Origin of the sequence: Streptantibioticus ferralitis (genome assembly GCF_029223525.1) — a bacterium.
GTDB lineage: Bacteria > Actinomycetota > Actinomycetes > Streptomycetales > Streptomycetaceae > Streptantibioticus_A > Streptantibioticus_A ferralitis.
Map to the genome: position 1 here is coordinate 22,051 of NZ_JARHTQ010000035.1, position 12,110 is coordinate 34,160.

General features: G+C 69.5%; 12 protein-coding genes. 5 read left to right on the top strand and 7 right to left on the bottom strand.

The window, feature by feature from the left end; all coding sequences use genetic code 11:
- Positions 1–67 precede the first annotated feature (67 nt).
- Positions 68–547, top strand: a complete 480-nt coding sequence (gene mscL / locus P2L57_RS33725; protein ID WP_275821151.1) for a large conductance mechanosensitive channel protein MscL — start codon at positions 68–70, stop codon at positions 545–547.
- 54 nt (positions 548–601) lie between these two features.
- Here the strand turns inward: mscL and P2L57_RS33730 are convergent, their stop codons facing one another.
- Positions 602–784 (bottom strand): hypothetical protein, encoded by a 183-nt coding sequence (locus tag P2L57_RS33730; RefSeq protein WP_275821153.1) that lies wholly within the window; start codon positions 782–784, stop codon positions 602–604.
- Positions 785–913: 129 nt separating this feature from the next.
- Positions 914–1,891, bottom strand: coding sequence for a sigma-70 family RNA polymerase sigma factor (locus P2L57_RS33735; RefSeq protein ID WP_275821155.1), 978 nt, complete (start codon positions 1,889–1,891; stop codon positions 914–916).
- Between the two features lie 197 nt (positions 1,892–2,088).
- Between P2L57_RS33735 and P2L57_RS33740 the strand changes: the two genes are divergently transcribed.
- Entirely contained in the window at positions 2,089–2,604 is a 516-nt protein-coding gene (locus P2L57_RS33740) for a GNAT family N-acetyltransferase (protein WP_275821215.1), read from the top strand.
- On the opposite strand, the gene P2L57_RS33745 is transcribed toward P2L57_RS33740, so the two are convergent.
- The 4 genes from P2L57_RS33745 to P2L57_RS33760 form a co-directional block, all read right to left on the bottom strand.
- Positions 2,601–3,092, bottom strand: coding sequence for a MarR family winged helix-turn-helix transcriptional regulator (locus P2L57_RS33745; protein WP_275821157.1), 492 nt, complete (start codon positions 3,090–3,092; stop codon positions 2,601–2,603). The two genes, P2L57_RS33740 and P2L57_RS33745, sit on opposite strands and share 4 nt — an antisense overlap.
- A gap of 144 nt (positions 3,093–3,236) precedes the next feature.
- Positions 3,237–4,751, bottom strand: coding sequence for an MFS transporter (locus tag P2L57_RS33750; RefSeq protein WP_275821159.1), 1,515 nt, complete (start codon positions 4,749–4,751; stop codon positions 3,237–3,239).
- A gap of 79 nt (positions 4,752–4,830) precedes the next feature.
- Complete coding sequence (locus tag P2L57_RS33755; protein ID WP_275821161.1) at positions 4,831–5,475, bottom strand: TetR/AcrR family transcriptional regulator; 645 nt, start codon at positions 5,473–5,475, stop codon at positions 4,831–4,833.
- A gap of 155 nt (positions 5,476–5,630) precedes the next feature.
- Positions 5,631–5,822, bottom strand: coding sequence for a hypothetical protein (locus P2L57_RS33760; protein WP_308292545.1), 192 nt, complete (start codon positions 5,820–5,822; stop codon positions 5,631–5,633).
- Between the two features lie 85 nt (positions 5,823–5,907).
- On the opposite strand from P2L57_RS33760, the gene P2L57_RS33765 reads away from it, so the two are divergent.
- The 3 genes from P2L57_RS33765 to P2L57_RS33775 all read left to right on the top strand — a co-directional run bounded on the left by P2L57_RS33765 (position 5,908) and on the right by P2L57_RS33775 (position 9,597).
- Complete coding sequence (locus P2L57_RS33765; RefSeq protein WP_275821163.1) at positions 5,908–7,665, top strand: acyclic terpene utilization AtuA family protein; 1,758 nt, start codon at positions 5,908–5,910, stop codon at positions 7,663–7,665.
- A 184-nt stretch (positions 7,666–7,849) separates the two neighbouring features.
- Positions 7,850–8,023 carry a hypothetical protein gene (locus P2L57_RS33770; protein ID WP_269855677.1) on the top strand — a complete coding sequence of 58 codons (174 nt, stop codon included), beginning with the start codon at positions 7,850–7,852 and terminating at the stop codon, positions 8,021–8,023.
- A 209-nt stretch (positions 8,024–8,232) separates the two neighbouring features.
- Positions 8,233–9,597 (top strand): NAD(P)/FAD-dependent oxidoreductase, encoded by a 1,365-nt coding sequence (locus P2L57_RS33775; protein ID WP_275821167.1) that lies wholly within the window; start codon positions 8,233–8,235, stop codon positions 9,595–9,597.
- Positions 9,598–9,610: 13 nt separating this feature from the next.
- On the opposite strand, the gene P2L57_RS33780 is transcribed toward P2L57_RS33775, so the two are convergent.
- Complete coding sequence (locus P2L57_RS33780) at positions 9,611–12,106, bottom strand: RICIN domain-containing protein (protein ID WP_275821169.1); 2,496 nt, start codon at positions 12,104–12,106, stop codon at positions 9,611–9,613.
- Positions 12,107–12,110 lie beyond the last annotated feature (4 nt).

The window sequence follows — 12,110 nt, forward strand, 5'->3', positions numbered from 1 at the left end:
GCATCGGCCGGTTCGTGCTCCGGCCACATGATGGCCCGTTGATGACGGACGGAAGAGGGACGGTGCGGTGAGCGAGCAGGCAAGCGGTCGGCCGGAGGAGAAGAAGCCCAACGTGTGGGCGGGCTTCAGGGAATTCCTGATGCGCGGCAACGTGGTCGACCTGGCCGTCGCCGTCGTCATCGGAGCGGCCTTCACCGGGGTCGTCAACTCCGTGGTGAACGGCGTGATCAACCCGGTGGTCGGCGCGTTCGGCACCAAGGACCTGGCCAGTTACAAGTCCTGCCTCAAGGGGCCCTGCGCATACGACTCCGCGGGGCATGTCACCCACGGCGTGGCCATCTTGTGGGGTTCGGTGCTGGGCGCGGTGCTCAACTTCCTGATCACCGCGGCGGTCGTGTACTTCCTGATGGTGGTGCCGATGGGCCGCTTCCTGGCCCGGCGGGCGGCCAAGCGCGCCAAGGAAGAGGAGCAGCACGCCGAGGCCGAGGCGACCGAGGTCGCGCTGCTGCGGGAGATCCGCGACGCGCTGGTGGCGCGCTCGTCCTAGCGGCGCCTGGGCGGCGTCGTGGCGCCGTCCTCGCACCGTCCTCGTGCCGTCGGCTCAGAGGTGGTGCGGCGGCTTCTCGTCGAGGAACCGGGCGAGGCCGGCCGCACCGCCGCCGGTGCCGGTGGGCCGTTCGCCCCAGCCGTCGTCCGAGTCGTCCGCCGACGGGCGGTCCAGCGGGTCGTCGAAGACCAGCCTGGGTGCCGGGTCGGGGGACTCGGGGGCGGTGGCAGTGCTCATGGCATCAAGGGTACGGCCCGGCTCGGACGGCCTCGGACGACGATGACGGCCGGGAACGGAATGCCCCGGTGGCTGACCCGGCACCGGGGCTGTTGTGTGTTCCGTCGGCTGCGGCGGCGCGGCGGGGGGTCACGCCGCTTCGTGGTCGAAGCCGGTGTCCCGGGCCATCCGCTTGAGCTCGACAAGGGCGTGCTTCTCGATCTGCCGGATGCGCTCGCGGGTCAGGCCGTGCTGCTTGCCGACCTCGGTCAGCGTCCGCTCCTTGCCGTCGTCCATGCCGTAGCGCGCGCGGATGATCGAGGCGGTACGGCCGTCGAGGCGGCCGATCAGGTCCTCAAGTTCCTCCCGGCGCAGCATGACCAGGACCGAGTCCTCGGGCGAGGTGGCCGAGGTGTCCTCCACCAGATCGCCGAACTGGGTCTCGCCCTCGTCGTCCACGGACATGTTGAGGCTCACCGGGTCGCGCGCCCAGTCGAGCACATCGGCTATGCGCTCGGGCGACGCGCCTAGTTCGGCGGCGATCTCGGCGGGTTCCGGGTCACGCCCGTGCTCACGGTTGAACTCCCGCTGCACCCTGCGGATCCGGCCCAACTCCTCAACGAGGTGGACGGGCAGCCGGATCGTGCGCGACTGGTCCGCGATCGAGCGGGTGATGGCCTGCCGGATCCACCAGGTCGCGTACGTCGAGAACTTGAAGCCCTTGGCGTAGTCGAACTTCTCCACCGCCCGGACCAAGCCCGCGTTGCCCTCCTGGATGAGATCCAGCAGCGGTAGTCCGCTGCGCGGATAGCGGCGCGCGACCGCGACGACCAGGCGCAGGTTGGAACGGATGAAGACGTCCTTGGCGCGCGCTCCGGCCTGGACGAGTGCGCGCAGCTCGTCCTCGCCCGCCCCCGCTGCGGTCTTCCCCTCGTCGAGCAGGTGCTCGGCGAATACCCCGGCCTCGATGACCCTGGACAGCTCGACCTCCTGCGCCGCGTCGAGGAGCGGGGTCCGCGCGATTTCGTCGAGGTACATACCGACCAGATCGCGGTCAGCCGCCTCGCCGCCAGTGGCGCGAACACTGCTGGGCCCGTCAGTGCGACGGGCAACGGCACGGGTTGCCATGCGTGCTCCCTCTGCGTGGTTCGGTCGCGTAAACAGTGATCTCTATTCAGTGCTCTCGGCTGGATGGACACCGCTTTTCGCGTGCCCACTCAGTGGGAGACAACGACTGGAATCCGGACAGAATTCCCAAGCGGCTCGCTCATTTTCGTGATCTTGCAGTATCCTGCTGCGCTTTCCCCGGGCAGCTGGAGGCGCACATCGTGACCAACCATGCGGAAGTGCAGATCAGGCCTGCTGCGCAGGCCGATCTGGAGCAGCTCACCGCCCTCTACAACCACTACATCCTGGGGACGCACATCACCTTCGACACGGTTGCCTTCACCCCCGAACAGCGGCAGCCGTGGCTCGCCGCCCACCACGGCCATGGACCGCACCGGCTCTTCGTCGCACAGGAGCGCGGGCGGGTGCTCGGTTACGCGTCCAGCGACCCGTTCCGCCCCAAGCCCGCGTACCGCACATCGGTGGAGACCACCGTCTACTGCGCACCGGACGCGGGCGGCCGCGGTGTCGGCACGCTGCTGTACAAGACCCTCTTCGAGGCGATCGCCGACCAGGACCTGCACCGCGCGTACGCCGGTATCGCCCTGCCCAACGAGGCATCGGTACGACTGCACACCCGCTTCGGCTTCCGCCAGTGCGGGCTGTACACGGAGTCGGGCCGCAAGTTCGGCCGCTACTGGGATGTGGCCCGCTTCGAGAAGGAACTCGGCTAGCGCCGCCAGGGCAGGTCGGCGCCGCCGTGCGGAGCCAGCCCCTCGGCGACCGTCCGCATGATCTCGCCGAGCTGCCGGACCTGCTCATCGCTCAGCTGGTCGAACAGTGCGCCGCGCACCGCCTCCACATGCCCGGGCGCGGCCGCTGCCAGCGCCGCGAACCCCTCGTCGGTCAGCACCGCCATCTGGCCGCGGCGGTCCGTGGGGCAGTCCTCACGGCGCGCCCAGCCGTTCTGCTCAAGACGGGCGACCGCGTGCGACAGCCGACTGCGGGTGATCTTCGAGCGTTCCGCGAGGTCGGTCATCCGCATCCGGCGCCCGGGCGATTCGGAGAGCCAGACCAGCAGCGAGTAGTAGGTGTGCGGCATCCCGGAGTCGCGCTGCAACTGGCGGTCGATGTGATCGGAGAGCAGTTGGGTCGCGGCCATGTAGGCACGCCAGGTCTTCTGCTGCTCGTCGTCCAGCCAACGCGGTTCCGTCGTCGCCATACCTCCAGCCTACGACTACTTGAATATTCAATGACGATGCCCCGCCTCCTTACGAAAAGGAAGCGGGGCGGTGAACGTCGTACGGCTCGGCGCCGGGCCCCCGGCGCCGAGCCTCAGTACGCGACGGGACTCGGTGCCCGGGCCTCAGTGCGCGACAACCGGAATCGGAACGTCGGCGACCTCGTCGTCACCCGAGGCGGCCGGAGCGCCGCCCTGGTGGCCGGTGTTGATCGCGAAGAACGCGATCGCAGCGGCGAGCACCAGGATGCCGACCGCCCACCAGATCGCGGCGGCGTACCCGTGCACCATGGCGTGCAGCTGCAGCGCCTTCGCGGCCTGCGGCGAGCGCACGTCCGCCAGGTGGGCCTTGGCGTACGCCGTGGTGGCGCTGGCCGCGATGGTGTTCAGCAGCGCGGTGCCGATCGAACCGCCCACCTGCTGCGAGGTGTTGACCATCGCGGAGGCGACACCGGCGTCGCGCGGCTGGACGCCGTGCGTGGCCAGGCTCATCGCAGGCATGAACGCGGTACCCATGCCCAGGCCCAGCAGGACCAGGGCGGGCAGGATCAGCGCCGGGTACGAGCTGTCGACCTTGATCTGGGTCAGGATCAGCATGCCGATGGCGGCGACCACAAAGCCGGGTCCCATCAGCAGCCGGGGCCGCACCCGGGTCATCAGCCGGGCGCCGATCTGCGTCGAACCGGTGATCATGCCCACGACCATCGGCAGGAACGCCACGCCGCTGGCCACCGGGGTGTAGCCCTTGACGACCTGCATGTAGTACGTGAGGAAGAGGAACAGGCCGAACATGCCGATCACGGCGAGGCCCAGCGAGGCGAACACACCGCCGCGGTTCCGCTCGGTCACCACGCGCAGCGGCAGCAGCGGCGAGGCGACCCGGGACTCGACGAACACGAACGCGAGCAGCAGCACCCCGGCCGCCACGAACAGACCGATGGTGATCCCGGCGCCCCAGCCGTCGGACTCGGCGCGGGTGAACCCGTAGACCAGCGAGACCAGGCCGAGCGTGGCCAGCAGCACACCGGGGATGTCCAGCCGGTTGCGGTTGCGGGTGCCCTCGGGCTCGTGGATCACGGAGATCGCACCGATCGCGGCGACCACCGCGAAGCCGATGTTGACGAACAGCGCCCAGCGCCAGTTGAGGTACTCGGTCAGTACACCACCGAGCATCAGGCCGATGGCAGCGCCACCGCCCGCGATGGCGCCGTAGATGCCGAACGCCTTGGCGCGCTCCTTGGCCTCGGTGAACATCACCGAGAGCAGCGAGAGCGCGGCGGGCGCCAGCAGCGCGCCGAACACGCCCTGCAGCGCGCGGGCACCGAGCAGCATGCTGGTGTTGACCGCGGCGCCGCCGATCGCGGAAGCGCCCGCGAAGCCGAGCAGACCGATGATGAACGCGCGCTTACGGCCCGCGAGGTCGGCTATTCGACCGCCGAACAGCAGCAGTCCGCCGAAGGCCAGCGTGTAAGCGGTGATCACCCACTGCCGGTTGCCGTCGGAGATACCGAGGTCGTGCTGAGCGGAGGGCAGCGCGATATTCACGATGGTCGCGTCCAGCACGACCATCAGTTGGGCGATGGCGATGAATACGAGCGCTTTCCAGCGTCTCGGGTCAAGCGGAGGTGCGCCAGCAGGCATGGGTGGGACCACCTAGGGATGCGGAGAAGGGCAAGAAGTCTCGAAAAACGTGATGCTATGGGGATATTGCGGGGAACGCTCAGGATTTTTGCTGCAGATCCTCAAGCGTCACTGCGCTTCCCGGCAGTTCGGACCGTGCGGGAGCCCGAAGACCGTCCAGGAAGAGCTGCAGATGGCGATGGGTGAATCGGTCGATGGTGAAGCAGGCCGTGCCGGGCAGCGGCCGGGTGAGTTGGGACAGTGCGACCATCAGGTCGCCGACGGCGACATCGGCACGAAGCTGGCCCGATCGGTGCGCACTGTCGATCAGTGCCTCCATGGCCACCGTCAAGTGATCACTTGAAGCGACGAGTTCGGGGTCACCCTCTTCGAACGCGCCGGACAATAGCGTACACAACACGCCGACCCGCTCATCCGCCGCCTGGTGCACGAAGCGCTGCAGCGCCTCGAACGGATCCGGCGCCTCGGCCAGTGCGGCCTCGGCCCCCTCCGCGAGGCGGCCCAGCACCGACAGCGTCACCGTGCGGATCAGCTGCTGACGGTCGGCGAAGTGGCGGTAGAGGGTGGCGTTTCCGACCCCGGCACGCCGGGCGATCTCGTCCAGCGGAAAGTCGGGGCCGTGCTCTACGAGCGCCTCGCGGGCAGCGGTGACGATGCGCTCCCGGTTGCGCGACGCGTCCGCCCGCAGCCGGGGCCGCTGACGCTCGACGGCGACACTGCCCATGGAGGCACTCCTTCCGTTTCGTTGGGGTTCACCGGGCCTGAGCCCGAAGAAGGGGTACGGCCAGGTTTCGGCCAACCATGGAGTTAAACGGGGAGAACTCCCCCGGATATTTCAGCGGGAGATGTGACGTGCGCCACAAGGGGTTTGGGGTGGCGTTAGGTGGGGGCGCTCGCCGCCCGCCGCCCCCGTAGCGAGGCCGCGTACGAGACCAGCAGCCCGCCCGCCGCCCACGCGGCCAGCGCCCACCAGGCGACCGAGGTGCCGTTGCCGTGGAAGTAGACGGTGTTGCCTGCTAGGCCGTTCGGGCGCCTACCAGTCGGTAACGAGATCTTGGAAACCGACGACAACACCGGCCCCGTACCGCTAGAAGAGGTGGAGCACGGCCCAGTTCGACGACTCGACACTCGAAAACGTGACCTGGAGTGACGCCCGATGACCCAGCCGCGCCCGTCCCTGCGCATCGCCAACTGCTCCGGCTTCTACGGCGACCGGCTCTCCGCCGCCCGCGAGATGGTCGAGGGCGGGCCCATCGACGTACTGACCGGGGACTACCTGGCCGAACTCACCATGCTCATCCTGTGGAAGGCCCGACAACGCGACCCGCAGGGCGGCTACGCGGTGTCGTTCCTCGCCCAGATGCGCGATGTGCTCGGCAGCTGCCTGGAACGCGGCATCAAGGTCGTCGTCAACGCGGGTGGTCTCAACCCGGCGGGCCTCGCGGCCGAACTCGGCGAGCTCGCCGCCCTCGCCGGGCTGGCCCCGAAGATCGCCTACCTGGAGGGTGACGACCTGCTGCCCCGGCTGCCCCAACTGCGCGCCGCGGGCGAGCGGTTCGCGCATCTGTCGACCGGGCAGCCGCTCGCCGACGCCGGTGTGGAGCCGGTGACGGCCAATGCCTACCTCGGCGCCTGGGGCATCACCGAAGCGCTGCGCGCCGGGGCCGACGTCGTCATCTGCGGTCGTGTCACCGACGCCTCGCTGGTCGTCGGGCCCGCCGCCTGGGCCTTCGACTGGGCGCTCGACGACTGGGACCGGCTCGCGGGCGCCGTCACCGCGGGGCACATCATCGAATGCGGCGCCCAGGCCACCGGCGGCAACTACTCGTTCTTCACCGAGCTCGACCACCCGGTCCACCCCGGCTTCCCGATCGCCGAGATGTATCCGGACGGGTCGTGCGTCATAACCAAGCACCAGGGCACGGGTGGGGCGGTCACCATCGACACCGTCACCGCGCAGTTGCTGTACGAGATAGAGCGGCCCAGCTATCCGAACGCCGACGTCATAGCACGCTTCGACACCGCCGTGCTGGCCCAGGACGGCCCGGACCGGGTGCGGGTCTCCGGCGTCCGGGGCGAGCCCGCGCCCGACACGCTCAAGGTCTGCCTCAACTACCGCGGCGGCTACCGCAACACGGCCGCCTTCGTCCTGACCGGGTTGGACCTCGACGCGAAGGCGCGCTTCGCCCAGGCCGCGCTGCTCGACGCGGTGGGCGGCCGGGACCGCTTCGCCGAACTCGACATCCGGCTGGACGGCTCGACCGCGTCGGACGGCACGGCGCGGCTTGTCGTGACAGCCAAGGACCCCGACAAGGAGAGGGTCGGCCGCGCCCTGTTCACCGCCATCGCGGGCACCGGCCTGTCCAGCTATCCCGGCTTCCACATGGAGCAGGCCTCGCCGCACCCCACCGAGTACGGGATCTACTGGCCCGCGCTGGTCTGGGCCGACGCGGTACACGCCGAGGTGGTGCTGGCCGACAACACCCGCATATCCGTACCGCGCCCCCCGGTACGTCCGCACGTTGTGTCAGCGGATGTGCCGGCGGACCCGGCGCCCAGCATGCCCGGGCCGTACGTCAGCGTTCCGCTCGGCAGGATCGCCGGAGCGCGCTCCGGCGACAAGGGCGGCGACGCCAACGTGGGGCTGTGGGCCCGCGACGACCTGGCCTACACCTGGCTGCGCGGCTATCTGGACGTGGAGCGGCTACGGCAGCTGCTGCCCGAAGCGGCCGAGTTGGCCATCAGCCGCTACGAGCTGCCGAACCTGCGGGCGCTGAACTTCGTCGTACACGGGCTGCTCGGCGACGGTGTGGCCGCCTCCACCCGGCCCGACCCACAGGCCAAAAGCCTTGGCGAGTATCTGCGGGCCCGCCCCGTGGACATCCCCGAGGCCCTGCTGACGGATAGGTCGTGACCCGCGCGTAACCCCGGCTTGGGGCTTCGGTGACCGGTCCTTGAACCTCCGATAACCAAGATCTGAGGGCCGACTGTGGAACTGCCCACATTGTCCGGGCCAGCGGCTTTGCCGGTGCCAGGGCTGCGTAATCTTGGGCCGCGTCGCCTGCACCGGGCCGGCGAAAGCACGGAGGGAACGACCCGTGGACAACACCATCCTGCACAAGGCGATTTTTCTGCTTCGCGACTGCCACGAGCCCGAGCAGCAGGTCGTCGAGGGCCTGAAGAACTACTTCCCGGAGCTGTCGCTGGGCGAGCGCGAGCGCTACGCCAGCGAGGCCTGGGACATGGTGCACGGAAAGCACTCCGCGATCTGACCGCCGCCGCGCCGCTCACCGGTGGCCGGGCCCTTCGGGGGCCCGGCCACCGGTCTTTTGTGCGCCCGTACCGCCGCACTCAGCAGGCGGACTCCGCTCCGGCCCAGAAAGATGGGGGTGAGCGCCGCGAACGGGGCAGACGAGCAGTACGAAGGGCAAGCCCCATGGTGGGCGACAGGCCCCAGCGTAGGCGAGAAGGGACGGACACCGTGGCACGACCCAAGATTCTCGTAGTGGGCGCCGGATTCGCCGGAGTCAGCTGCATACGCCGTCTGGAGCGCAGGCTCGCCCCGGAAGAGGCGGACATCGCCCTGGTCACCCCGTACTCCTACCAGCTCTATCTGCCGCTGCTGCCCCAGGTCGCCTCGGGCATCCTCACCCCGCAGTCCGTGGCGCTCTCACTGCGCCGCAACACCAAACACCGCACCAAGATCATGCCCGGCGGTGCCATCGGTGTGGACACCAAGTCCAAGATCTGCGTCACCCGCATGATCACCGGCCAGATCGTCGACGAGCCCTACGACTACATCGTGGTGGCCCCCGGCAGCATCACCCGGACCTTCGCCATTCCCGGGCTCACCGAGTACGGGCGAGGCATGAAGACGCTCGCCGAGGCCGCGTACATCCGGGACCACGTCATCTCCCAGCTGGACCTGGCCGACGCCAGCCAGGACGAGGACGAGCGGGCCTCCCGGCTGCAGTTCGTGGTGGTCGGCGGCGGCTACGCGGGCACCGAGACCGCCGCCTGCCTGCAGCGCCTGACCAGCAACGCGGTCAAGCGCTATCCGCGGCTCGATCCGCGGCTGATCAAGTGGCATCTGATCGACATCGCGCCCAGGCTGATGCCCGAACTGGGCGAGAACCTGGGCCGCAGCGCGATGGAGGTGCTGCAGCGGCGCGGTATCGAGGTGTCGCTGGGGGTGTCGATCGCCGAGGCGGGCATCGACAAGGTGACGTTCACCGACGGACGGGTCCTGCCGTGCCGGACCCTGATCTGGACCGCGGGCGTCGTCGCCAGCCCGCTGGTCGCCACGCTCGGCGCCGAGACGGTACGCGGCCGGCTGGCGGTGACCGCCGAGATGACCCTGCCGGGGTTCGACGGGGTCTTCGCACTCGGTGACGCGGCGGCCGTACCCGACCTCGCCAAGGGCGACGGCGCGGTGTGCCCGCCCACCGCCCAGCACGCGATGCGGCAGGGCCGGGTGGCGGCCGAGAACGTCATCTCCAGCATGCGCGGCCGCCCCCTGCAGCCCTATGTGCACAAGGACCTGGGCCTGGTCGTCGATCTCGGCGGCAAGGACGCGGTCTCCAAGCCGCTCGGCATCGAACTGCGCGGTCTCCCGGCGCAGGCGGTGGCCCGCGGATACCACTGGTCGGCGTTGCGGACCAATGTGGCCAAGGTCCGGGTGTTGACCAACTGGATGATCAACGCCGCCGCGGGCGATGACTTCGTCCGGATCGGCTTCCTGTCCCAAAAGCCCGCCAAACTGGAGGACTTCGAGTACACCGATGTGTATCTGAGTCCGGAGCAGGTGCGCGAGCACACCGCGTCGATCACCGCCCGCGGCCGTTGAGCACGAGCCGGCGTCAGTCCGTCCGCACCAACTGCCACTGCTGGTTGGCCCCACCGTTGGGCGGCCACTCGATGACCTTCGCGCCGTCCGCGGTGGACTGGCCGCTCACGTCGGCGAGCATGCCGGTGGCCCGGTTCTCCAAGGTGGTGTAGCCATCACCGGACGGAACGATCCGCCACTGCTGGGCGAGGTCTGACTGCCGGGCCCGGATGTCGAGTTGGGTGCCGGAGACCGGGTTGCCCCCGGGCACCTGCAACGCCTTGCCGCTCTGCACACCGGTCAGCCGGTAGTAGCCGTCACCGGTGGGCTGCACGGTCCACCGCTGGTTGGCCCCGCCGTTGCCCGCCCACTGGTCGACCGCCGAACCGTCGGCGGTCGCCTGGTCGGCTACGTCGAGCGCCTTGCCGCTGTTGCGGTTGACCAGTTGGTAGGTACCCGCGTAGGTCTGCGCCGGTCCCGGGGTCACGCTCAGGTTGTCGTACTGCGCCGGGACGTAGCCGGTCGTGCCGATGCCGACCTGCCCGGAGCCGTACGAGGCGTCGGTGGCCGTACCGACGGTCCGGCCGTCGATGGACGCGGTGATCGTCGCACCGTCGAAGCCGAGTGAGAGCCGGTGCCAACCGTCGCCCGCGGCCTGGGTGTCGGTGCCCTGGGCCAGGACCGTCACCTGGTGCGCGGTGTTGTTGCGCTCGATCGCCCAGGCGCCACTGTGCGACAGCGACAGGTCGTAGGAGTTGATCCCGGCGGGCGAGAAGCCGCTCTGTGTGCCGACCCGGCCGAGCAGCCGCACCGCGCCGTCCTGGGTGAGCCGGGTGTCGATGGAGACCGTGTAGTTGCTCCACCCGAGGTCGCCGAGGATGGCATACGGGTCGGCCGGGCTGTCCCAGTTGATCGGCGCGGTCGGTGCCATCTGCCGGACGCACGTCCCGGCCCGTCCGCCGGCGCAGCGCACCGCCTCGAAACTGCCCTGCTGTGCGGCGAGCAGCCGGGCCTCACCGCCGACCCCGGTGTGCTCGAAGCCGTCGCGGTACGGGAGTTGGAGCACACCGCGTGCCGGAGACTGGGCGGTTCCGGCGCCCTGCCCGGTGGTCGTGGTGATGGAGTACACCCGACCGGGCTGGAGGGTGAGCGGGTACGTACCGCTCACCGGTGTGACGTCCGGTTGCCGCACCATGTAGTCGCGCTGGTCGGTGGACGAGAAGTCGCTGGACCACACATGCAGCGCACCGCCGGCCAGTCCGCCGGTCACCTTCAGCGTCATCGTCTGGGCCGCGGACGCGTCCAGTGTCTCGGCGATCGTGCTCCACGCGGTGGAGTCGGGAGACCGCAACGTCACATACGAGCCGTTCGCACGGTCCCCGCCGAGGTAGCCGCCGGCGGTGTCGATGTAGTGCCAACCGGGCCGGGTGAACTGGGTGGTGTGCGCGGACGCCCAGGTGCTCTTGCCGACGCTGTACGCACCGGACCACGGCTGGGTCGCGGTGACCAGCCCCATGGTGTTGTACGGGAGGTTGGGATATACGGCGGCGACCACCGGCCAGTTGATGTACGCCGTCATCTTGGCGTCGAGGTACCCGCGGCCGACCGCCCTGGCCAGCGGGGCTCCACCGGTGTTGTAGTCCTCGGAGCCGTTCTCGCTCGCCCACAGCTGCTTGCCCGTGGCGAGGGCGTCGGAGGTGGTGGAGCACTGGGTCATCGCGGACATGTAGCTGCACGGGTAGTGCGTACCGATGATGTCCACCGCGTTGTCGAAGGCGGAGTCCCCGCGCATGGCGGTGGCCACGTCCCACCCGGAGTCGGCACCCACCACGTGGGTGTGGCGGTAGCCCTTGGCGGCAAGGGCGGAGTGCAGCTTCTCGTACCAACCGGTGTTGTAGCCGCGTTCGTTCCAGCCGCCGAGGTAGTCGATGGTGAGCCCGTGCTGTCTGGCACAGCCGAGCCAGGAGACGAGGTAGTCGACGGTGTCCTGGGACCAGAAGTTTCCGCCGCCGCCGGTGTTGCCGATCCACCCGGGCGCGCCCCAGGCCAGCCCGTACAGCTTGATGCCCGGATTGCGGGCCTTGGCCTGCTCCATCAGCCACCACTCGTACCCCGTACCGCAGTTGACGGCACCGCGTGAGTGTTCATGGCTGGCCTCGGCGCCGTCGGTGGAGTTGGTGTCGCCGCCGATCTCCACCTTGAGGATCTGCAGCGCCGCTCCGTAGCCGGGCTTGAAGAGGTAGTCGAGTATCTCGCCGCGCTGCTTGGGCGGATAGTCGGTCAGCAGACGGGTGTTACCGCCGCCGCCACTGATCGCGCCGACGCCGTCGAAGGTCCGGCCGGTGCCGTGACCGTCAACGGTGACCGCGGTGAGCGTTGGGGCCTTCGCGAGGGCCGCGGAGGGCTGACCGCCGACGAGAGGTCCGCCGACGAGAAGTCCGACGATGAGGAGGAACGCCGCGAAGGCGGCCGTTCCGGCGGGGGTTCTCCCGCGGTAGCGATGGGTCCACATGCTGCCGTTGACCTCCAACTCA